This window comes from Pseudomonas sp. FP1762 (genome assembly GCF_030687105.1).
GTDB classification, from domain to species: domain Bacteria; phylum Pseudomonadota; class Gammaproteobacteria; order Pseudomonadales; family Pseudomonadaceae; genus Aquipseudomonas; species Aquipseudomonas siliginis.
This window is the reverse complement of the sequence record NZ_CP117458.1, coordinates 4822186-4843198: the sequence shown is the minus strand read 5'-3', so window position 1 is coordinate 4843198 and position 21013 is coordinate 4822186. Positions and strand designations below refer to the sequence as shown.

Annotated in this window: 22 protein-coding genes; 21 read left to right on the top strand and 1 reads right to left on the bottom strand. The window is 60.5% G+C overall.

All coding sequences use genetic code 11. The features are described from left to right. Nucleotides 1-86: 86 nt before the first annotated feature. The 21 genes from trmJ to PSH90_RS21365 all read left to right on the top strand — a co-directional run bounded on the left by trmJ (nt 87) and on the right by PSH90_RS21365 (nt 19041). Entirely contained in the window at nt 87-857 is a 771-nt protein-coding gene (gene trmJ / locus PSH90_RS21465) for a tRNA (cytosine(32)/uridine(32)-2'-O)-methyltransferase TrmJ (RefSeq protein WP_041479930.1), read from the top strand. A gap of 3 nt (nt 858-860) precedes the next feature. Then, complete coding sequence (gene cysE / locus PSH90_RS21460) at nt 861-1637, top strand: serine O-acetyltransferase (protein WP_024014221.1); 777 nt, start codon at nt 861-863, stop codon at nt 1635-1637. 240 nt (nt 1638-1877) lie between these two features. Further along, nucleotides 1878-2369 (top strand): Fe-S cluster assembly transcriptional regulator IscR, encoded by a 492-nt coding sequence (iscR, locus tag PSH90_RS21455; RefSeq protein WP_016773323.1) that lies wholly within the window; start codon nt 1878-1880, stop codon nt 2367-2369. Nucleotides 2370-2419: 50 nt separating this feature from the next. Then, complete coding sequence (locus tag PSH90_RS21450) at nt 2420-3634, top strand: IscS subfamily cysteine desulfurase (protein WP_305381498.1); 1215 nt, start codon at nt 2420-2422, stop codon at nt 3632-3634. Nucleotides 3635-3734: 100 nt separating this feature from the next. Next, nucleotides 3735-4121: a Fe-S cluster assembly scaffold IscU gene (gene iscU / locus PSH90_RS21445; protein WP_003227907.1), complete on the top strand. Its 387-nt coding sequence runs from the start codon at nt 3735-3737 to the stop codon at nt 4119-4121. A gap of 34 nt (nt 4122-4155) precedes the next feature. Beyond that, the gene (gene iscA, locus PSH90_RS21440) at nt 4156-4479 is read left to right on the top strand and encodes an iron-sulfur cluster assembly protein IscA (protein WP_003227904.1); all 324 of its coding nucleotides are present in this window, start codon (nt 4156-4158) and stop codon (nt 4477-4479) included. An 8-nt stretch (nt 4480-4487) separates the two neighbouring features. Then, nucleotides 4488-5009, top strand: a complete 522-nt coding sequence (gene hscB / locus PSH90_RS21435) for a co-chaperone HscB (RefSeq protein WP_056790165.1) — start codon at nt 4488-4490, stop codon at nt 5007-5009. 50 nt (nt 5010-5059) lie between these two features. Further along, nucleotides 5060-6925 (top strand): Fe-S protein assembly chaperone HscA, encoded by a 1866-nt coding sequence (gene hscA / locus PSH90_RS21430; RefSeq protein ID WP_305381497.1) that lies wholly within the window; start codon nt 5060-5062, stop codon nt 6923-6925. Continuing rightward, the gene (fdx, locus tag PSH90_RS21425; RefSeq protein WP_016773327.1) at nt 6925-7266 is read left to right on the top strand and encodes an ISC system 2Fe-2S type ferredoxin; all 342 of its coding nucleotides are present in this window, start codon (nt 6925-6927) and stop codon (nt 7264-7266) included. The genes hscA and fdx overlap by 1 nt, the downstream gene beginning before the upstream one ends. Before the next feature lie 14 nt (nt 7267-7280). Then, on the top strand, nt 7281-7481 hold the full coding sequence (gene iscX / locus PSH90_RS21420; protein WP_252876856.1) for a Fe-S cluster assembly protein IscX: 201 nt from the start codon (nt 7281-7283) through the stop codon (nt 7479-7481). A gap of 88 nt (nt 7482-7569) precedes the next feature. Further along, entirely contained in the window at nt 7570-7995 is a 426-nt protein-coding gene (ndk, locus tag PSH90_RS21415) for a nucleoside-diphosphate kinase (RefSeq protein WP_024014216.1), read from the top strand. Nucleotides 7996-8023: 28 nt separating this feature from the next. Further along, nucleotides 8024-9172: a 23S rRNA (adenine(2503)-C(2))-methyltransferase RlmN gene (rlmN, locus tag PSH90_RS21410; protein WP_003227893.1), complete on the top strand. Its 1149-nt coding sequence runs from the start codon at nt 8024-8026 to the stop codon at nt 9170-9172. 12 nt (nt 9173-9184) lie between these two features. Next, a complete protein-coding gene (gene pilW / locus PSH90_RS21405; RefSeq protein ID WP_252876855.1) occupies nt 9185-9943 on the top strand; it encodes a type IV pilus biogenesis/stability protein PilW in 759 nt (252 codons plus the stop codon). Then, a complete protein-coding gene (locus PSH90_RS21400; protein WP_236168945.1) occupies nt 9943-10962 on the top strand; it encodes a RodZ family helix-turn-helix domain-containing protein in 1020 nt (339 codons plus the stop codon). Before pilW ends, PSH90_RS21400 begins: the two co-directional genes overlap by 1 nt. Nucleotides 10963-10965: 3 nt before the next feature. Beyond that, the gene (gene ispG, locus PSH90_RS21395; RefSeq protein WP_016773332.1) at nt 10966-12075 is read left to right on the top strand and encodes a flavodoxin-dependent (E)-4-hydroxy-3-methylbut-2-enyl-diphosphate synthase; all 1110 of its coding nucleotides are present in this window, start codon (nt 10966-10968) and stop codon (nt 12073-12075) included. Between the two features lie 22 nt (nt 12076-12097). Beyond that, nucleotides 12098-13387, top strand: coding sequence for a histidine--tRNA ligase (gene hisS / locus PSH90_RS21390; RefSeq protein WP_252876854.1), 1290 nt, complete (start codon nt 12098-12100; stop codon nt 13385-13387). A 41-nt stretch (nt 13388-13428) separates the two neighbouring features. Further along, the gene (locus tag PSH90_RS21385; RefSeq protein ID WP_056790153.1) at nt 13429-14070 is read left to right on the top strand and encodes a tetratricopeptide repeat protein; all 642 of its coding nucleotides are present in this window, start codon (nt 13429-13431) and stop codon (nt 14068-14070) included. Beyond that, a complete protein-coding gene (gene bamB / locus PSH90_RS21380) occupies nt 14063-15214 on the top strand; it encodes an outer membrane protein assembly factor BamB (RefSeq protein ID WP_252876853.1) in 1152 nt (383 codons plus the stop codon). Before PSH90_RS21385 ends, bamB begins: the two co-directional genes overlap by 8 nt. Nucleotides 15215-15349: 135 nt before the next feature. Next, nucleotides 15350-16822 carry a ribosome biogenesis GTPase Der gene (der, locus tag PSH90_RS21375; protein WP_024014210.1) on the top strand — a complete coding sequence of 491 codons (1473 nt, stop codon included), beginning with the start codon at nt 15350-15352 and terminating at the stop codon, nt 16820-16822. 291 nt (nt 16823-17113) lie between these two features. Further along, nucleotides 17114-18262, top strand: a complete 1149-nt coding sequence (locus PSH90_RS21370; protein WP_252876852.1) for a pyridoxal phosphate-dependent aminotransferase — start codon at nt 17114-17116, stop codon at nt 18260-18262. After that, nucleotides 18250-19041 (top strand): amidohydrolase, encoded by a 792-nt coding sequence (locus PSH90_RS21365; RefSeq protein ID WP_122507799.1) that lies wholly within the window; start codon nt 18250-18252, stop codon nt 19039-19041. Before PSH90_RS21370 ends, PSH90_RS21365 begins: the two co-directional genes overlap by 13 nt. Nucleotides 19042-19217: 176 nt before the next feature. Here PSH90_RS21365 and leuA read toward each other — a convergent pair whose 3' ends face one another. Next, complete coding sequence (gene leuA, locus PSH90_RS21360) at nt 19218-20897, bottom strand: 2-isopropylmalate synthase (RefSeq protein ID WP_016773339.1); 1680 nt, start codon at nt 20895-20897, stop codon at nt 19218-19220. Between the last annotated feature and the right edge of the window lie 116 nt (nt 20898-21013).

The window sequence follows — 21013 nt, the reverse complement described above, 5'->3', positions numbered from 1 at the left end:
GTGAAGGACGCTGTTCGCTTTCATAGCTTAACGGTAGGCTGTTCTGTAAGATTTGCCCCCCTTTCCTGTGTCCGAGAGCGCCTCCCTTGCTGCAGAACATTCGTGTCGTCCTGGTCAACACCAGCCACCCCGGCAACATCGGCGGGGCCGCGCGCGCCATGAAAAACATGGGTCTGTCGCGACTGGTGCTGGTCGATCCGCGGGTCTTCCCGCACCACGAGGCCGATGCCCGCGCCTCCGGTGCCGGTGACATCCTTGAAAACGCGCAAGTCGTCGCCACCTTGGAAGATGCTCTGGTCGGCTGCAATCTGGTGCTCGGCACCAGCGCCCGCGACCGGCGTATTCCCTGGCCGCTGCTGGATCCGCGCGAATGCGGTAACAAAGTGGTCGAGGAAGCCGGGCAGGGCGCCGAGATTGCTTTGGTGTTCGGCCGTGAAGATTCCGGCCTGACCAACGAAGAGCTGCAGCGATGTCACTTTCACGTACACATCCCTTCCGACCCGACGTTCAGTTCGCTGAACCTCGGGGCGGCGGTGCAGGTGTTGAGTTATGAAGTGCGCATGGCCTGGCTGGCCGCACAGGGTCAGCCGAGCAAGGTCGAGAAAGAAGAAGTGGCCTCGGTGAAAAGCGCCGAGCTGGCGACCATGGATGAGCTGGAGCGATTCTATGAGCACCTGGAGCAGACGCTGGTCGCCATCGAATTCCTCGATCCGGAAAAGCCACGGCACTTGATGGCGCGCCTGCGCCGGTTGTACGGACGCAGCTCGGTCAGCCGGGCGGAAATGAATATTTTGCGTGGCATCCTCACGGAAACCCAGAAAGCGGCCCGTGGCGAGCTTCTAAAGCGGAAGGATTGAATGATGTTTGAGCGTTTGCGTGAAGATATCCAGAGCGTATTCCATCGAGACCCGGCGGCACGTAACGCTTTTGAAGTCCTGACCTGCTACCCCGGCATGCATGCGATCTGGATTCATCGACTGGCCGGCATGCTCTGGCGCAACGAATTGAAGTGGCTGGCGCGGCTGGTGTCGAACTTCGGTCGCTGGCTGACCGGGATCGAGATTCATCCGGGCGCCAAGGTCGGTCGACGTTTCTTCATCGACCACGGCATGGGCATCGTCATTGGTGAAACCGCCGAGATCGGCGACGACGTGACTATCTATCAGGGTGTGACCCTCGGCGGCACCAGTTGGAACAAAGGCAAGCGTCACCCGACGCTGGGTGATGGCGTGGTGGTCGGCGCTGGCGCCAAGGTGCTTGGCCCGTTCACGGTGGGTGCCGGCGCCAAAGTCGGTTCCAATGCTGTGGTCACCAAAGAAGTGCCGCCGGGCGCCACGGTGGTGGGGATTCCGGGGCGGATCATCGTCAAGACCGATGAAGAGCAGGACGCCAAGCGCAAAGCCATGGCGGAAAAGATCGGTTTCGACGCCTACGGTGTCAGCGAAGACATGCCCGACCCGGTGGCCCGCGCCATCGGCCAGTTGCTCGACCATCTGCAAGCGGTTGACGGGCGTCTGGAAGGCATGTGCGGCGCGCTGAAGGATCTGGGCAGCAATTACTGTGCGAAAGATCTGCCTGAACTGCGTGAAGAAGACTTCGCTTGCGTCAAAGGCAAGGACGAATCGAAAGCCGGCTGAACCGCGGCGCTGCTTTTCGCGAGCAGGCTCGCTCCCACAAGAGCAATGCATTCCAATGTGGGAGCGAGCCTGCTCGCGAAGAACGATCACGCGGTTCCGCTGGCTGTCCGCAGCCCGTCTTTGCTATAGTGCGCGCGCTCTTTTGCGGGTAAACCCGACTAAAGCACTAGGTCTTATAGTTGACTTAAATGCTCGGGAATTGCATACTCCCGCCCATTCCGAACTCCGTGGTAACTGTCCATGCGACTGACTACAAAAGGCCGATACGCCGTGACCGCCATGCTTGACCTGGCGTTGCACGCGCAGCACGGGCCGGTGTCTCTGGCCGATATCTCCGAGCGCCAAGGCATCTCCCTGTCCTACCTCGAGCAGCTGTTTGCCAAGCTGCGCCGCAGCAACCTGGTTTCCAGCGTTCGCGGTCCGGGTGGTGGCTACCAGTTGTCCCGCGACATGCAGGGCATCCAGGTCGCCCAGGTGATCGATGCGGTGAACGAATCGGTCGATGCCACCAAGTGCCAGGGCCAGGGCGATTGCCATTCCGGTGATACCTGCCTGACCCATCATCTGTGGTGCGACTTGAGCCTGCAGATTCACGAATTTCTGAGCGGTATCAGCTTGGCCGACCTTGTCACTCGCCGTGAGGTACAAGAAGTGGCCCAGCGTCAGGACCAGCGCCGTTGCAGCAGCAAGGCGCCACGCCTGGACAAGATTGAAGCGTCCGCCGTCGAATGACAGCCGAAGAGCTACCCGCGGCACGCCAGCCCTGATTTAGGAGATAGTCCATGAAATTGCCGATTTACCTTGATTACTCTGCAACCACCCCGGTTGATCCGCGCGTTGCGCAGAAAATGAGTGAATGCCTGCTGGTCGACGGAAACTTCGGTAACCCGGCGTCCCGTTCCCACGTGTTCGGCTGGAAGGCTGAAGAGTCCGTCGAAAACGCTCGTCGTCAGGTGGCCGATCTGGTCAATGCCGACCCGCGCGAAATCGTCTGGACCTCCGGTGCCACCGAATCCGACAACCTGGCGATCAAGGGCGCGGCACATTTCTACGCCTCCAAGGGCAAGCACCTGATCACCAGCAAGATCGAGCACAAGGCAGTCCTCGACACCATGCGCCAGATGGAGCGTGAAGGCTTCGAAGTGACCTACCTCGAGCCGACCGAAGACGGTCTGATCACCCCGGCAATGATTGACGCCGCACTGCGCGAAGACACCATTCTGGTGTCGGTGATGCACGTCAACAACGAAATCGGCACCATCAACGACATCGCTGCCATCGGCGAGATGCTGCGCGCCAAAGGCGTGCTGTTCCATGTCGACGCGGCTCAGTCCACCGGCAAGGTCGAAATCGATCTGCAGAAGCTGAAAGTCGACATGATGTCGTTCTCCGCCCACAAGACTTATGGCCCTAAAGGCATCGGCGCGCTGTACGTCAGCCGCAAGCCGCGTGTGCGCATCGAAGCGACCATGCACGGCGGCGGTCACGAGCGCGGCATGCGTTCCGGCACTCTGGCGACCCACCAGATCGTCGGCATGGGCGAAGCGTTCCGTGTGGCCAAAGAAGACATGGCTGCCGAAAACGTCCGTATCAAAGCCTTGAGCGACCGTTTCTACAAGCAGGTCGAGCATCTGGAAGAGCTGTACGTCAACGGCAGCCTGACCGCCCGCGTACCGCACAACCTGAACCTGAGCTTCAACTACGTTGAAGGCGAGTCGCTGATCATGGCGCTCAAGGATCTGGCGGTATCGTCCGGTTCGGCCTGCACCTCGGCGTCGCTGGAGCCTTCGTACGTACTGCGCGCCCTGGGCCGCAACGACGAACTGGCACACAGCTCGATCCGCTTTACCTTCGGCCGTTTCACCACCGAAGAAGAAATCGACTACGCCGCGCAGAAAGTCTGCGAGGCCGTTACCAAGCTGCGCGCTCTGTCGCCGCTGTGGGACATGTACAAAGACGGCGTCGATATCTCGAAAATCGAGTGGGCGGCACACTAACTATAGAAGCCGCCGGATACAGATCCTGTAGCGACGCGGCGTTAACGCAGCGCAGTTGCAGGGTCTCAAGAGCGGCCCTGATGAGTGAGGATTGAGAATCATGGCTTACAGCGAAAAGGTCATCGACCACTACGAAAACCCGCGCAACGTCGGCAAGATGAACGCGGAAGATCCTGATGTCGGCACCGGCATGGTCGGCGCTCCGGCGTGCGGCGACGTGATGCGTCTGCAGATCAAGGTCAACGACCAGGGCGTTATCGAAGACGCCAAGTTCAAGACCTACGGTTGCGGTTCGGCAATCGCCTCCAGCTCCCTCGCTACCGAGTGGATGAAGGGCAAGACCCTGGACGAAGCCGAAACCATCAAGAACACTCAGCTGGCCGAAGAACTGGCCCTGCCGCCAGTGAAAATCCACTGCTCCGTGCTCGCTGAAGACGCTATCAAAGCGGCTGTTCGCGACTACAAGCAGAAGAAAGGCTTGATCTGAATTTCAAGATTCGGCGACGAGTAAGGAGTCAACGATGGCTATCAGCATGACAGAAGCGGCTGCTCGACACGTGCGGCGCTCCCTCGATGGGCGCGGCAAAGGTGAAGGGATTCGTCTGGGTGTTCGCACCACAGGCTGTTCCGGCCTTGCCTACGTGCTGGAGTTTGTCGACGAGGTAGTGGCGGAGGATCAGGTGTTCGAGAGTCACGGCGAAAAAGTGATCATCGACCCGAAAAGCCTGGCCTACCTGGACGGCACCGAGCTCGACTTCGTCAAGGAAGGGTTGAACGAGGGCTTCAAGTTCAACAACCCCAACGTGCGCGGTGAATGTGGCTGCGGCGAAAGCTTCAACATCTGAGGCTGGTCGTGGGTATTCCTTGTCATTTTGCTTTATTCGAGCTGCAACCGAGCTTTCGCCTGGACCTCGAGCAGTTGGCCACGCGCTACCGTGAGTTGGCGCGCGGCGTCCATCCTGACCGCTTTGCCGATGCTTCCGAGCGCGAGCAGCGCTCGGCACTCGAGCAATCGGCGCGGCTCAACGACGCCTACCAGACGCTCAAGAGCCCGGCCCAGCGCGCACGCTACCTGCTGAAAATCAGCGGGCATGAAGTGCCGATGGAAGTCACCGTCCACGATCCCGAGTTTCTTCTGCAGCAGATGCAATGGCGCGAAGAGCTCGAAGATCTGCAGGACAGCGCCGACCTCGACGGTGTCGCGGTATTCAAGCGTCGTTTGAAGACTGCTCAGGAACAGCTCAACGAAAGCTTCGCAGCCTGTTGGGATGATGCAGCGCAACGTGAACAGGCCGAACGCCTGATGCGGCGCATGCAGTTCCTCGACAAGCTCACCTACGAAGTGCGCCAGCTGGAAGAGCGCCTCGACGATTAACCCAGCGCTGCCCTGATTGCACGCTGACAGACAGACAAGACCTGATCACCATGGCTCTACTGCAGATCGCCGAACCCGGCCAAAGTCCTCAACCGCACCAGCGCCGTCTGGCTGTGGGCATCGACTTGGGTACTACCAATTCGCTGGTCGCTGCGCTGCGCAGTGGTCTTTCCGAACCGCTGGCCGACGCCAACGGGCAGGTCATCCTGCCGTCCGCCGTGCGTTATCACGCCGACCGCGTCGAAGTCGGTGAGTCCGCCAAGCTGGCGGCATCCTCCGATCCTCTTAACACCGTGCTTTCGGTCAAGCGCTTGATGGGTCGTGGTCTGTCCGACGTCAAGCAATTGGGCGAGCAACTGCCGTACCGCTTTGTCGGCGGCGAATCGCACATGCCGTTCATCGACACCGTGCAAGGACCGAAAAGCCCGGTTGAAGTCTCCGCCGATATCCTCAAGGTCCTGCGTCAGCGCGCTGAAGCGACCTTGGGTGGCGAACTGGTTGGCGCGGTAATCACCGTTCCTGCCTACTTCGACGATGCGCAGCGTCAGGCCACCAAAGATGCGGCCAAACTCGCCGGTCTGAACGTGTTGCGTCTGCTCAATGAGCCGACCGCTGCTGCTGTGGCGTATGGTCTGGATCAACATGCTGAAGGCCTGGTTGCAGTTTATGACCTTGGTGGCGGTACCTTCGATATTTCCATTCTGCGTCTGACTGGCGGCGTCTTTGAAGTTCTGGCCACTGGCGGCGACAGCGCGCTGGGCGGCGATGACTTCGATCATGCGATTGCCGGCTGGATCATCGAGAGTGCTGGCCTGTCCGCCGATCTCGACCCGGGCGCACAACGCAATCTGCTGCAAACCGCTTGCGCGGCCAAAGAGGCTTTGACCGATGCGGCCAGTGTGGAAGTGGCTTACGGCGACTGGAAAGCGCAACTGACCCGCGAAGCCTTCGATGCGCTGATCGAGCCAATGGTCGCGCGCAGTCTGAAAGCCTGCCGCCGCGCGGTTCGCGATTCCGGTATCGAGCTGGAAGACGTCCACGCCGTGGTCATGGTCGGCGGTTCGACCCGCGTGCCGCGCGTGCGTGAAGCCGTTGCCGAAGCCTTCGGTCGTCAGCCATTGACGGAAATCGACCCGGATCAAGTGGTTGCCATCGGGGCCGCGATCCAGGCCGACACCCTGGCTGGCAACAAGCGCGATGGCGGCGAACTGCTGCTGCTCGACGTGATTCCGCTGTCCCTGGGGCTGGAAACCATGGGCGGGCTGATGGAGAAGGTTATTCCGCGCAACACCACCATCCCCGTCGCGCGCGCTCAGGATTTCACCACGTATAAAGACGGCCAGTCGGCCATGGCGATCCACGTGTTGCAGGGTGAGCGCGAGCTGATCAGCGACTGCCGCTCTCTGGCACGGTTCGAATTGCGCGGCATTCCGGCGATGGTGGCCGGTGCGGCGAAAATTCGCGTGACCTTCCAGGTCGACGCCGACGGTCTGCTCAGCGTGTCTGCCCGTGAATTGGGCTCGGGCGTTGAGGCGAGCATTCAGGTCAAACCTTCCTATGGTCTGACCGATGGCGAAATCGCCAAGATGCTCAAGGATTCGTTCCAGCACGCCAATGACGACAAGGTCGCCCGTGTTCTGCGTGAGCAGCAAGTCGATGCCCAGCGCCTGCTCGAAGCGGTGCAGGGCGCGCTGGATGCCGATGGCGAGCGTTTGCTCGACGCCGAAGAGCGCATGGTCATCGAACTGCAAATGCAGGAACTGGCCGAACTGATGAAAGGTACCGATGGCTACGCCATCGAGCAGCAGACCAAGCGTCTGTCGCAAGTGACCGATGCTTTTGCTGCCCGCCGCATGGATCTGACGGTGAAAGCCGCTCTGTCGGGGCGCAACCTGAATGAAATCGAGGATATCTGATGCCGCAGGTCATTTTTCTGCCCCACGAGAAGTTCTGCCCTGAAGGCATGGTGGTCGAGGCTGCGCCCGGCACATCGATTCTCGAACTGGCCCACGAACACCATATCGAGATGGAAAGCGCGTGCGGCGGCGTCTGCGCCTGCACCACGTGCCATTGCATCATCCGCGAGGGTTTCGACTCGCTGGAAGAGGCCGACGAGCTGGAAGAAGACTTCCTCGACCGTGCCTGGGGCCTGGAAGCGCAATCGCGTCTGGCATGTCAGGCCATCGTCGGTGAGGAAGACCTCACCGTCGAGATTCCGAAATATTCGCTTAACCATGCGGCCGAAGCGCCGCACTGACTGGTAAGACTGTCATGAGCTACGGTTGGAATGATGTTCAACGCATTGCAGAAGAATTGGCGGAAGCCAAGCCGGATGTAGATCCGGTTTATGTCAATTTCGTCGACTTGCAGCGATGGATCATGGAACTGCCTGACTTCGACAACACCTCCGGCTGTGTCGGCGAGAAGGTGTTGGAAGCGGTTCAGGCGCTCTGGATCGAAGAAGTCGACTGATCGTCCTCGCAGGTTAGGCAATACCAAAGAACCCGCGTATAATTCGCGGGTTTAATTTTTCGCAAATTACCGTTTCTGGAGTTACACCATGGCTGTTCAACGTACTTTCTCCATCATCAAGCCTGACGCCGTTGCTAAAAACGTGATCGGCAAGATCACCACTCGCTTCGAAGACGCTGGCCTGCGCGTTGTAGCTTCGAAACTGAAGCAACTGTCCAAAGCCGAAGCCGAAGGCTTCTACGCTGAGCACAGCGAGCGCGGTTTCTTCGGTGACCTGGTTGCTTTCATGACTTCCGGTCCGGTTGTCGTTCAGGTTCTGGAAGGTGAAAACGCTATCGCTCGCAACCGTGAGCTGATGGGCGCTACCAACCCTAAAGAAGCTGCTGCCGGCACCATCCGTGCTGACTTCGCTGAATCGATCGACGCCAACGCCGTTCACGGTTCGGACTCCGAAGCTGCTGCCGCTCGCGAAATCGCTTACTTCTTCGCAGCTACTGAAGTAACCACTCGCTAAGCATTGCTTGCAGAGTGAAGGTGAATCCATGACTACATCGACTGTTAAAACAAACCTGCTGGGTCTGACCCAGCCGGAAATGGAAAAATTCTTCGACTCAATCGGGGAGAAGCGTTTCCGTGCCGGTCAGGTAATGAAATGGATTCACCACTTTGGCGTCGATGATTTCGACGCCATGACGAACGTCAGCAAAGCCTTGCGCGACAAGCTCAAGGCCATTGCTGAAGTGCGTGGTCCGGAAGTGGTCAGCGAGGACATCTCCAGCGACGGCACCCGTAAATGGGTGGTGCGCGTGGCGTCCGGCAGCTGCGTCGAGACCGTGTACATTCCCCAGGGCAAACGCGGCACCTTGTGCGTTTCGTCCCAGGCAGGCTGTGCCCTGGATTGCAGTTTCTGCTCCACCGGCAAGCAAGGCTTCAACAGCAACCTCACCGCCGCCGAAGTCATCGGTCAGGTGTGGATTGCCAACAAATCTTTCGGCAGCGTCCCGGCTACCATCGACCGCGCCATCACCAACGTGGTGATGATGGGCATGGGCGAGCCGTTGCTCAACTTCGACAACGTCGTCGCCGCCATGCATCTGATGATGGATGACCTCGGCTACGGGATCTCCAAGCGCCGCGTGACCCTGTCCACCTCGGGTGTGGTGCCGATGATCGATGAGCTGGCCAAGCACATCGACGTGTCCCTGGCGTTGTCCCTGCACGCACCGAACGACGCATTGCGTAACCAATTGGTGCCGATCAACAAGAAATATCCGCTTAAGATGCTGCTCGAGTCGTGCCAGCGCTACATGTCCGCCCTTGGTGAGAAACGTGTGCTGACCATCGAGTACACCTTGCTCAAGGACGTCAACGACAAGCTTGAGCACGCAGTGGAAATGATCGAGCTGCTTAAAGACATCCCGTGCAAGATCAACCTGATCCCGTTCAACCCGTTCCCGCACTCCGGGTACGAGCGGCCGAGCAACAATGCCATCCGCCGCTTCCAGGATCAGTTGCATCAGGCCGGTTTCAACGTCACCGTGCGCACCACCCGTGGTGAAGACATCGACGCCGCATGTGGTCAATTGGTAGGGCAGGTGCTGGATCGCACCCGTCGCAGCGAACGTTACATCGCCGTGCGCGAGTTGAGCGCCGACAGCGATCTGGCACAGAACGCCGCGAACACTAACTAAGAGAGGATCTCTATGTCCCTGCGCTTTGCGCTGCTGTTGCTGTTGGCCAGCCTGTGCGCTGGCTGTGTCCTGTCGGGTGACTACAACCCGATGAAGACCAGCAAGGGCCGCGATGAAGCGCGGGCTGCCTACGTGCAGCTGGGGCTGGGCTATCTGCAGCAAGGCATGACCGAGCGCGCCAAGGTGCCATTGAAGAAAGCGCTGGAGCTGGACAGTTCCGACCCCGACGCCAATGCGGCCCTCGGTCTGGTGTTCCAAGCTGAAATGGAACCGGCACTTGCCGACGAGCACTTTCGCAAGGCCCTGTCCTCACGTCCCGCCGATGCGCGCATCCTCAACAACTACGGCAGTTTTCTCTACGAAGAACAGCGCTACAAGGAAGCCTACGAGCGTTTTGAACAAGCGGCCGCCGATACCCTGTATCCTGAGCGCTCGCGGGTCTTCGAAAATCTCGGCATGACCGCCGCCAAGCTCGGCCAGCGTGATCTGGCCCAGCAACAGCTGGAAAAAGCCCTGCGCCTGAATCGCCAACAACCGCGCGCATTGCTGGAAATGGCTGAGTTGTCCTTCGAAGACAGGCATTATGTGCCCGCGCGTGACTATTACGACCGTTTCAGCCAGCTCACCGAACAAAATGCACGTAGTCTATTGCTCGGCGTTCGGCTGGCAAAAGTGTTTGAAGATCGCGACAAGGCAGCCAGTTACGGTCTGCAATTAAAACGACTCTATCCCGGTACGCCGGAATATCAGCAATACCTGTCGGAGCAATGATGAAAGCGGCGCATCCCGAAGTTGTAGCAGCGAATCGCGTAAATCCCGGTGAGACCCTGCGCCAGGCCCGCGAAAGCAATGGCTGGTCGCTGGCCGAAGTGGCCCTCAAGCTCAACCTCACCGTGACGTCCCTGAGCAATCTTGAAGCCGGCGCTTTCGACAAGCTGCCGGGGCATACCTTCGCTCGCGGTTACATTCGCGCCTATGCCAAATTGCTCGGCATGGACCAGACCGTTCTGGTTCAGCAATTCGACCAGTCCACCGGCACCGATTCCCAGGGCAGCAACGTTCATGCCCTCGGTCGTATCGAAGAGCCGGTGCGCGTTTCCCACACCATTTTGCGTATCGTCAGCCTGTTGCTGCTGATCGCGGTCATCGGTGGCGGTTTCGTCTGGTGGCAGGATCAGACCTCGCAGCGCACCCGCGATCTGACCAGCCTGGCGCCTGAACACGTCGAAGTCGAAGGCGCGGACGGCACCACGCAGATCCACCCGATCGACGAGCCGGAAGATCAGGCTGTCGCCGAAAATCAGGCTGACAATTCGACATCGCTGGCCTTGCCGCAGTCGGAAACCAGTGCTGAATCCACCGGTGCCGAGTCCGCAGCGCCAGCAACCGAGCCGGCTGCCCCGGCAGTTGCGCCAAGCGCTCCGGCACCGACGCCTGCGCCAGTGGTGGCGGCTCCGGCCACTCCAGCGCCGAATGTCCCAGCGACACCTGCCCCGACCGCGCCGGTTGCTCAAGCGCCAAGCGCTGAAGCAGCTGCGCCGGTCGCCGGCGAAGGCCAGGTGCAGTTGCAGTTCACCGGCGATTGCTGGGCACAGGTGACCGATGGCCGTGGCAAAGTGATTTTCAGCGGCCTGAAGCATAAAGGCGACAGCGTGAGTGTTTCCGGCAAGCCGCCGCTCGCCGTACGTCTGGGCGTTGCCCGCGCGGCACAGGTCAGCTACAACGGCCAACCGGTCGATATCGCTCCGTTCACCAGTGGCGAGACTGCTCGCCTGAAGTTGGGTCAATAAGTCATGCACGGCGAATCTCCAATCAAACGTCGCGAATCGCGCAAGATCTGGGTCGGCAACGTACCGGTGGGCGGCGACGCGCCGATCGCTGTGCAGAGCATGACCAACAGCGATACCAATGATGTCGCTGCGACCGTGGCGCAGATCAATCGTCTGGAAGCCGCCGGCGTCGACATCGTTCGCGTCTCGGTGCCGGACATGGACGCCGCCGAGGCGTTCGGCAAGATCAAGCAACTGGTCAAAGTGCCGTTGGTGGCTGACATCCACTTCGACTACAAAATCGCCTTGCGCGTGGCCGAACTGGGTGTGGATTGCCTGCGTATCAACCCGGGCAACATCGGTCGCGAAGACCGCGTGCGTGCCGTGGTCGATGCGGCGCGTGATCGCGGCATTCCGATCCGCATCGGCGTCAACGCCGGTTCCCTGGAAAAAGACCTGCAGAAGAAATACGGCGAGCCGACCCCGGCCGCATTGGTCGAATCCGCGCTGCGCCACGTTGAACACCTCGAACGCCTGAATTTCCAGGACTTCAAGGTCAGCGTGAAAGCCTCCGACGTGTTCATGGCCGTCGAAGCCTACCGTTTGCTGGCGAAAGAAATTGTCCAGCCGCTGCACCTCGGCATCACTGAAGCCGGCGGTTTGCGATCGGGCACGGTGAAATCCGCCGTGGGCCTAGGTATGCTGCTCGCCGAAGGGATTGGCGATACTATCCGCATCTCGCTGGCGGCCGACCCGGTCGAGGAAGTGAAGGTCGGTTACGACATTCTCAAGTCTTTGCATCTGCGTTCCCGTGGCATCAACTTCATCGCCTGCCCGAGCTGCTCGCGGCAGAACTTCGATGTGGTGAAAACCATGAACGAGCTGGAAGGGCGCCTTGAAGACCTGCTGGTGCCGCTGGATGTCGCGGTCATCGGTTGCGTGGTCAACGGCCCCGGCGAAGCCAAGGAAGCCCATATCGGCTTGACCGGCGGCACGCCAAACCTGATTTACATCGACGGCAAGCCGTCGCAGAAGCTGACGAATGACAATCTGGTGGACGAGCTGGAAAAGCTGATCCGCCAGAAAGCGGCCGAAAAGGTCGAAGCTGACGCTGCCGTTATCGCGCGCGGCTGATCGAACGAATTAAGGAAATTTTGTGAGCAAGTCTCTGCAAGCCATTCGTGGCATGAACGACATCCTGCCCGAACAGACCCCGCTGTGGCGTTATTTCGAAGGCACTGTGGCGCGTCTGCTGGATAACTACGGTTACAAGCAGATCCGCATGCCGATCGTCGAGTTCACCGAGCTGTTCAAGCGCTCGATCGGCGAAGTCACCGATATCGTCGAAAAAGAGATGTACACCTTCGAAGACCGCAACGGTGATTCCCTGACCCTGCGTCCGGAAGGCACTGCGGCCTGCGTGCGCGCCGTGCTTGAGCACGGCATCACCGGCGGTGGTCAGGTGCAGAAACTCTGGTACATCGGCCCGATGTTCCGCCACGAGCGTCCGCAGAAAGGCCGTTATCGTCAGTTTCACCAGATCGGTCTGGAGGTGTTCAACCTCGACGGTCCGGACATCGACGCCGAGCTGATCATCATGACCTGGCGCCTGTGGGGCGAGCTGGGCATTCGTGATGCGGTCAAGCTCGAACTCAACAGCCTCGGCACCAGCGAATCCCGTGGTCGCTATCGTGAAGCCCTGGTCGAGTACCTCTCGGCGCACCACGACAAGCTCGACGAAGACAGCCAGCGTCGCCTGAAAACCAACCCGCTGCGCGTGCTCGACACGAAAAATGCCGACACCCAGGCCGTGCTGGTCGATGCGCCGAAAATGGCCGATTACCTCGACGACGAGTCCCGCGCTCACTTCGAAGGCCTGAAGGCGCGTCTGGATGCCGTCGGCATTCCTTACGTGCTCAACCCGAAACTGGTGCGTGGCCTCGATTACTACAGCAAAACCGTTTTCGAATGGGTCACCGACAAGCTCGGCGCCCAGGGCACCGTGTGCGCGGGCGGCCGTTACGACGGCCTGGTCGAGCAGATGGGCGGCAAGACAACCCCGGGCGTCGGTTTCGCCATGGGCATCGAGCGTCTGGTGTTGATGCTCGAAACCCTTGAGCAGATTCCGCAGGAAATTTCCCGTCAGGTCGACGTCTACCTCTGCGCCTTCGGTGAAGAGGCCGAGCTGGCCGGTCTGGCCCTGGCCGAACGGGTTCGCGATGAACTTCCAAACCTGCGCCTGCAAGTCAATGCCGGCGCCGGCAGCTTCAAAAGCCAGTTCAAGAAGGCCGACAAGAGCGGTGCGCTGTACGCATTGATCCTCGGTGACGACGAAATGGCCCAGCAAGTGGTAGGTTTCAAACCCCTGCGTGGCCAGGGCGAACAACAAAGCATTGCCTGGGATGCGCTTGCCGCTCACCTGGCCACCTGCGTCGTGCAGGGTTGAAGCTGTCTTAACAGCCGATTTAGCGATTAAGGAGTATTGGGGTGTCGAGTACCGAAGACGAACAGTTGGCGGATTTGAAGGACTGGTGGACACGCAACGGCAAACCTCTGGTCACCGGCGGCCTGTTGGCGCTGGTCATCGTGTTCGGCTGGCAGGCCTGGCACAAATACCAGAGCAACCAGTCGCAAGGCGCCTCGGTGCTCTATCAGCAATTGCTGGAAACCACGCTGACGCCTGACGGCAAGCCTGATGCCGCCCGCGTTGCGGATCTGGCCGGCAAGCTCAACAGCGAGTACGGCGGTTCTGCCTATGCGCAATACGGCAGCCTGTTCGTCGCCAAAGTGGCGGTCGACAGCGGCAAGCTGGACGACGCGGCAACCGAACTCAAAGCCATCGTCGACAAACCGGCCAACCCGGCGCTGGGCGAAATCGCCCGTCAGCGTCTGGCGCAGGTGCTGGGCGCGCAGGACAAGGCCGAAGACGCCCTGAAACTGCTCGACGGCGATGCCGACAAAGCGTTCCTGGCCACTCGCGAAGAACTCAAGGGCGACCTGCTGGTGCGCTTGGGCCGTACCGATGACGCGAACAAGGCGTATCAAAAAGCCAAGGCGGCACTGTCGGATGAAGCGGCGGTCGGTGGCCTTCAAATCAAGCTCGACGACCTGGCCAAAGGGGATGCGTGACGTGATCCGTTGGAAGCATGCAGCATTGCTGGCTCTGGCCCTTCTGGCCGCGGGTTGCAGCAGCAACAGCAAGAAAGAATTGCCACCGGCCGAACTGACCGACTTCAAAGAAGAAGTCGTTCTGCAGAAGCAGTGGAGCCGCTCGATCGGTGACGGTCAGGGCGAAACCTACAACATGCTGGTGCCGGCGATCGACGGTGACACCATCTACGCCGCCGATGTGACTGGTGTGGTGATGGCGCTGGATCGCAGCAACGGCGACGTGAAGTGGGACCAGGATCTGGAACTGCCTGTCTCCGGCGCCGTCGGCGTGGGTTATGGTCTGGTACTGATCGGTACGCTGCGTGGCGAAGTCGTCGCTCTGGACACCAGCAACGGTGAAGAGAAGTGGCGTGCCCGCGTCAACAGTGAAGTGCTCGCGCCGCCGGCCAACAATGGCGACGTGGTGGTGGTGCAGACCCAGGACGATCGTCTGATCGGTCTGGACGCTGCCACCGGCAACCAGCGCTGGGTGTATGACAGCACCCCGGCGGTCCTGACCCTGCGTGGCACCAGTGCTCCGCTGGCGACCAACCGTCTGGCCGTAGCTGGCCTGTCGACCGGTAAAGTGGTCGCGCTGGACATCTCCAACGGCGTGCCGGTGTGGGAACAACGCATCGCCATTCCACAGGGTCGTTCGGAGCTGGAGCGCGTCGTCGACATCGACGGCGGTCTGCTGCTGTCGGGCGGCACGCTGTACGTGGCCAGCTATCAGGGTCGCGTTGCGGCACTGGACCTGGAAAGCGGTCGTCAACTGTGGCAGCGCGATGCGTCGAGCTACGCCGGTATCGCTCAAGGTTTCGGCAGCGTCTACGTGAGCCTGTCCTCGGGCACCGTTGAAGGCGTCGATGAGCGTTCCACCACCGCACTGTGGAGCAACGACTCGCTGGCTCGCCGTCAACTGTCGGCTCCGGAAGTGTTCTCCAGCTACGTAGCTGTGGGTGACCTGGAAGGTTATCTGCATCTGCTGAGTCAGGTCGACGGTCGTTTCGTCGGCCGTGAGCGCATCGACAGCGACGGCCTGCGTGCCCGTCCGCTGGTGGTGGGCGACACGATTTATGTGTATGGCAACAGCGGCAAACTGGAAGCCCTGACCATCAAGTAACAACTATGCTTGGGGTTCATCCCCAAGCGGCCCTGCATCAGCAGGGTTTGCAGCGCCCCCGGGTGTTGCCCCGAGCACCAGCCGCTGCCTCGCAGCGGCTTTTGTATTTTCTGAAATAACGAAGTGGAGAGCCGCATGGTTCCCGTAATCGCCCTGGTGGGCCGACCGAACGTCGGCAAGTCCACCTTGTTCAACCGCCTGACCAGGACTCGTGACGCCATCGTCGGCGACCTGTCCGGTCTGACCCGTGATCGCCAGTACGGTGAGGCCAAGTGGCAAGGGCGTTCCTACATTCTGATCGACACCGGCGGTATCTCCGGTGACGAACATGGTATGGACGAAAAAATGGCCGAGCAGTCGCTGCTGGCCATCGAAGAAGCCGATGTGGTGCTGTTTCTGGTAGATGCCAAGGCCGGTTTTACCGCTGCCGACCAGATGATCGCCGAGCATTTGCGCAAACGTAACAAGCGTTCCCACGTGGTGGCCAACAAGGTCGACAACATCGACCCGGAAATGGCCCGCGCCGAATTCGCCCCGCTGGGCATGGGCCACGCGATCCCGATCGCCGGCGCCCACGGCCGTGGTATCACGCAACTGCTGGAAGCCGCCCTGAGCGAATTCCCGCGCGATGATGACGAGCCGGCTGAAGGTGAAGAGGAAGAAGTCGTTGCCGAAGGCGAGGAAGCCAAGCGCATTCCTGGTCCGAGCGAAAAAGACGGGATCAAGATCGCCATCATCGGTCGTCCGAACGTCGGCAAGTCGACCCTGGTCAACCGCATGCTTGGTGAAGACCGGGTCATCGTGTACGACCAGCCGGGCACCACCCGCGACAGCATCTACATTCCGTTCGAGCGCAATGAAGAGAAGTACACGCTGATCGACACCGCCGGTGTGCGCAAGCGCGGCAAGATCCACGAAGAAGTCGAAAAGTTCTCCGTGGTCAAAACCCTGCAGGCGATCAAAGACGCCAACGTGGTGATCTTCGTGATGGACGCCCGCGAGGGTGTGGTCGATCACGACCTGAACCTGCTGGGCTTCGCGATCGAATCCGGTCGTGCGCTGGTCATCGCGATCAACAAGTGGGATGGCATGACGCCGAGCGAGCGCGACTTCGTGAAAGTCGAGCTGCAACGTCGGCTGTTCTTCGTCGACTACGCCGACATTCACTTCATCTCGGCGTTGCACGGCACGGGCGTGGGCAACCTCTACGCTTCGGTGCAGAACTCGTTCAAGTCCGCTGTTACCCGCTGGCCGACCAACCGTCTGACCCAGATTCTCGAAGATGCGGTGGGCGAGCACGCGCCGCCGATGGTCAACAACCGTCGGATCAAGCTGCGTTACGCTCACCTCGGTGGTGCGAACCCGCCGATCATCGTGATCCACGGTAACCAGATCGAGAAAGTGCCGAAGTCGTACGTGCGCTATCTGGAGAACACTTACCGTCGTGTACTCAAGCTGGTCGGTACGCCGATCCGCATCGAGTTCAAGGGCGGCGAGAACCCGTACGAAGGCAACAAGAACACGCTGACCGACCGCCAGGTCAACAAGAAGCGTCGCTTGATGTCGCACAACAAGAAAGCCAGCAAGAAGCGCCGCGACAAGAAGTGATCCGAGGCCCTGCACAATTTTGTGTGGGGCTTTTGTGGCGAGGGGATTTATCCCCGATGGGCTGCGCAGCAGCCCCAAAACCTGTGTCCGCGGTGTATCAGTCAAACCGCATTCAACGGGTTTGCGACTGCTTCGCAGCCGGAACGGGGATAAATCCCCTCGCCACAGGATTGGGTTTGTTCAATGAGAGAAGGGCGCCGTTTGGCGCCCTTTTTTTATGGGCGCCGGATGGGCTATCCTCGGGCTCTCCCGCGCCGTCGTCAGAGCCGGGTGTTGAGCAGAGAACCCTCGATGATCACCAGCAAGCTGCCGAATGTCGGCATCACTATTTTCACGCAGATGTCTCAGCTCGCGGCGCAGACCGGCGCGATCAACCTGTCCCAGGGTTTCCCGGATTTCGACGGCCCGCAGTCGTTGCGTGATGCGGTCGGGCGGCATATCGCCAGTGGCCATAACCAGTATTCGCCGATGACCGGTTTGCCGGCGTTGCGTCAGCAGATCGCGGCCAAGATCGCGCGCAGCTACGGCGTGACTGTCGATGCCGATCATGAAGTGACGGTAACGCCCGGTGCGACTCAGGCAATCTTCTGCGCGATTCAGGCAGTGATTCACAGCGGCGATGAAGTCATCGTCTTCGATCCGTGCTACGACAGCTACGCACCGGCAACGGAGCTGGCGGGTGGCCGTTGCGTGCATGTGCAACTGAACCCGGACGATTTCACCATCGATTTCGACCAGCTCGCCGCGGCCCTGAGCCCGCGCACGAAAATGATCGTCATCAACACCCCGCACAACCCCAGCGGCGCATTGATCAGCCGCGCCGAGCTCGATCAACTGGCGGCGTTGATCCGTGATCGCGACATCTATCTGATCAGCGACGAAGTCTACGAACACCTGGTCTTCGACGGCGTGCCGCATGTCAGCGTGCTGGCCCATGAAGAGCTGTATCAGCGCGCCTTCGTGGTCAGCTCGTTCGGCAAGACGTACCACGTCACCGGCTGGAAAACCGGCTATGTCGTCGCCCCGCCAGCCCTGACAGCCGAACTGCGCAAGGTGCATCAGTACGTGAGCTTCTGTGGCGTCACACCGCTGCAATACGCGCTGGCCGATTACATGGCCGAGCACCCGGAGCACGTTGAAGAGCTGCCGGGTTTCTATCAGGCCAAGCGCGATCTGTTCTGCGATCTGCTCGCGCCGTCGCGCTTCAGTTTTACCCGAGTCACCGGCACCTATTTCCAATTGGTCGATTATTCGCAGATCCGCCCGGATCTCAATGATGTCGACATGGCCATGTGGATGACTCGCGAGCACGGTGTCGCGAGCATTCCGGTGTCGGTGTTCTACCAGAATCCACCGCAAGGCCAGCGCCTGATACGCCTGTGCTTTGCCAAACGCGAGGAGACGCTGCGTGAAGCGGCGGCGAAACTATGCGTGATCTGAGTGCATTGCCAGACCTGACTCTGGCGTTGATCCAGACCAGCCTGGCCTGGCACGACCGCCAGGCCAACCTCGAGCATTTCGAGCTGCTGCTGGAGCAGGCCCGGGGCGCCGATCTGATCATCCTGCCGGAGATGTTCACCACCGGATTCTCGATGGAATCGGAAACCCTCGCCGAAGCCGAAAACGGCCCGACCAGCAAATGGCTGCGGGCGCAGGCGGCCAAGTTCGATGCGGTCATCACTGGCAGCGTGATCATCCAGGCGGCTGACGGCAGCCATCGCAACCGCCTGCTCTGGGCGCGGCCGGACGGCGAAGTGCTGCATTACGACAAACGTCACCTGTTTCGTATGGCTGGCGAGCACAACCATTACACGCCGGGCGAGCGTCAGGTGCAGTTCGAGCTCAAGGGCTGGCGGATTCGTCCGCTGATCTGCTACGACCTGCGTTTCCCGGTGTGGAGCCGCGACGCGCAGGACACCGATCTGCTGCTGTACACCGCCAATTGGCCGGGCGCACGGCGTCTGCACTGGAACCGCCTGCTGCCGGCACGAGCGATTGAAAATCTCTGCTACGTGGCAGCGGTAAATCGGGTGGGCAGCGATGGCAAAGGCTTCGCGTATACCGGCGACAGTCAGGTGCTGGATTTCCAGGGCGAGACGTTGCTGGCGGCGGGGGAGGCGGATGGCGTGTTCAAGGTGATTGTGGAAGCGGCGCCGTTGGCGGCGTATCGCGAGCGCTTTCCGGCGAACCTGGATGCCGACACTTTCGAGTTCACCTGATACTCCCAGCGCCTGTCAGGACGCCTTCGCGAGCAGGCTCGCTCCCACAGGGAAATGCATTCCAAATGTGGGAGCGAGCCTGCTCGCGAAGGGGCCATAAAAGTCAGCCAGAAACCTGTAGGCAAAGAAAGGCCCCGGAGTTTGCACTCCGGGGCCTTTCGCATTTCAGCGGTCGATTACGCCGCTTTCGCCTCTGGCTGGCTCAGCGAGCGGTTCAGCGCGCTGAACAATGCCTTGAAACTCGCCGTGGTGATGTTTTCATCGATACCCACGCCGTGCACTGCACGTTCACCGTTCACCCGCAATTCGATATAGGCCGCCGCTTTGGCATTGGTGCCCGCGCCGATCGCGTGTTCGTTGTAGTCCATGATTTCCACCGGAATCGGCAGGCCGGCGACCAGAGCTTCCAGCGCGCCGTTGCCCTTGCCGCGCCAGTGCAGGTTGGTTTCGCCCTGACCTTTGCTGGCTACTTCGACTTCTACGGCGCTGTTGCCGTTTTCTTCCTGCAAACGATGGCTGACCAGCGCATACGGAGTGTTGGCCTGCAGGTATTCGCTGATCAACAGCGAGTGAATCTGCTTGGCGGTCATCTCCAGGCCCAGGCGATCGGTTTCACGCTGCACAACCTGGCTGAACTCGATCTGCATGCGGCGTGGCAGGCTGATGCCGTATTCCTGCTCCAGCAAGTAAGCGATGCCGCCCTTGCCCGACTGGCTGTTGACGCGGATCACCGCCTCGTAGCTGCGACCGATGTCGGCCGGATCGATCGGCAGGTACGGCACTTCCCACAGGGTGTCCGGTTTCTGCTGGGCGAAGCCCTTGCGGATTGCGTCCTGGTGCGAGCCAGAGAAAGCGGTATGCACCAGATCGCCAACGTATGGGTGACGCGGGTGCACCTGGATCTGGTTGCACTCTTCGACGACCTTGCGCACGCCGTCGATGTCGGAGAAGTCCAGCTCAGGGTCGACGCCCTGGGTGTACATGTTCAGCGCGACGGTGACGAGGTCGACGTTGCCGGTGCGCTCGCCGTTGCCGAACAGGCAGCCTTCGACGCGATCGGCGCCGGCCATCAGGCCCAGCTCGGTGGCCGCGACGCCGGTGCCCCGGTCGTTGTGGGTGTGCAGGCTGATGATCACGCTGTCACGACGGTTGATGTTGCGACCAAACCATTCGATCTGGTCGGCGTAGACGTTCGGCGTCGCGCATTCAACCGTGGCCGGCAGGTTGAGAATCATCTTGTGCTCAGGCGTCGGGTTCCACACCTCGATCACGGCGTCGCAGACTTCCTTGGCGAATTCCAGCTCGGTAGCGCTGAAGGTTTCCGGCGAGTATTCGAAGGTCCACTCGGTCTCCGGCTGCATGGCCGCGTATTTGACGAACAGCTTGGCAGCGTTGACGGCGATGGCCTTGATACCGTCCTTGTCCTGGTTGAAGACGATGCGACGGAAAGAAGGCGAGGTGGCGTTGTACAGGTGAACGATGGCTTTCTTCGCCCCGCGCAGGGATTCGAAGGTGCGCTCGATCAGGTCTTCACGGCCCTGGGTGAGCACCTGAATGGTGGTGTCGTCCGGGATGTGGCCTTCTTCGATCAGCGTACGCACGAAGTCGAAGTCGGTTTGCGACGCGGCCGGGAACGACGCTTCGATCTCCTTCACGCCGACCTGCACCAGGGTTTTCCAGAAGCGCAGCTTCTTCGCCGCGTCCATTGGTTCGATCAGCGACTGGTTGCCGTCACGCAGGTCGGAGCTGCACCAGATCGGCGCGGCGTCGATGGTCTTCGACGGCCAGGTACGATCCGGCAGGTTGATGACGGGAAACGCGCGGTATTTCGAAGACGGGTCTTTGAGCATGCTCATCGGGAAATTCCTTGTTGTCTGGGCCGAAAAGAGGCGGCCTGCCGGTTGAACGAATGTTCTTGGAAAAGCGTGGGACGAGGCGCAGCGATTCAGCCTGGCAGTCGTGCGCTGACGAG

Excerpts from the sequence above, each read along its gene's own strand:
- cysE (WP_024014221.1), top strand. The coding sequence starts at position 861 with ATGTTTGAGCGTTTGCGTGAAGATATCCAGAGCGTATTCCATCGAGAC.
- iscR (WP_016773323.1), top strand. The coding sequence starts at position 1,878 with ATGCGACTGACTACAAAAGGCCGATACGCCGTGACCGCCATGCTTGAC.
- PSH90_RS21450 (WP_305381498.1), top strand. The coding sequence starts at position 2,420 with ATGAAATTGCCGATTTACCTTGATTACTCTGCAACCACCCCGGTTGAT.
- iscU (WP_003227907.1), top strand. The coding sequence starts at position 3,735 with ATGGCTTACAGCGAAAAGGTCATCGACCACTACGAAAACCCGCGCAAC.
- iscA (WP_003227904.1), top strand. The coding sequence starts at position 4,156 with ATGGCTATCAGCATGACAGAAGCGGCTGCTCGACACGTGCGGCGCTCC.
- hscA (WP_305381497.1), top strand. The coding sequence starts at position 5,060 with ATGGCTCTACTGCAGATCGCCGAACCCGGCCAAAGTCCTCAACCGCAC.
- fdx (WP_016773327.1), top strand. The coding sequence starts at position 6,925 with ATGCCGCAGGTCATTTTTCTGCCCCACGAGAAGTTCTGCCCTGAAGGC.
- iscX (WP_252876856.1), top strand. The coding sequence starts at position 7,281 with ATGAGCTACGGTTGGAATGATGTTCAACGCATTGCAGAAGAATTGGCG.
- ndk (WP_024014216.1), top strand. The coding sequence starts at position 7,570 with ATGGCTGTTCAACGTACTTTCTCCATCATCAAGCCTGACGCCGTTGCT.
- rlmN (WP_003227893.1), top strand. The coding sequence starts at position 8,024 with ATGACTACATCGACTGTTAAAACAAACCTGCTGGGTCTGACCCAGCCG.
- pilW (WP_252876855.1), top strand. The coding sequence starts at position 9,185 with ATGTCCCTGCGCTTTGCGCTGCTGTTGCTGTTGGCCAGCCTGTGCGCT.
- PSH90_RS21400 (WP_236168945.1), top strand. The coding sequence starts at position 9,943 with ATGAAAGCGGCGCATCCCGAAGTTGTAGCAGCGAATCGCGTAAATCCC.
- ispG (WP_016773332.1), top strand. The coding sequence starts at position 10,966 with ATGCACGGCGAATCTCCAATCAAACGTCGCGAATCGCGCAAGATCTGG.
- bamB (WP_252876853.1), top strand. The coding sequence starts at position 14,063 with ATGCGTGACGTGATCCGTTGGAAGCATGCAGCATTGCTGGCTCTGGCC.
- der (WP_024014210.1), top strand. The coding sequence starts at position 15,350 with ATGGTTCCCGTAATCGCCCTGGTGGGCCGACCGAACGTCGGCAAGTCC.
- PSH90_RS21370 (WP_252876852.1), top strand. The coding sequence starts at position 17,114 with ATGATCACCAGCAAGCTGCCGAATGTCGGCATCACTATTTTCACGCAG.
- PSH90_RS21365 (WP_122507799.1), top strand. The coding sequence starts at position 18,250 with ATGCGTGATCTGAGTGCATTGCCAGACCTGACTCTGGCGTTGATCCAG.
- leuA (WP_016773339.1), bottom strand. The coding sequence starts at position 20,897 with ATGAGCATGCTCAAAGACCCGTCTTCGAAATACCGCGCGTTTCCCGTC.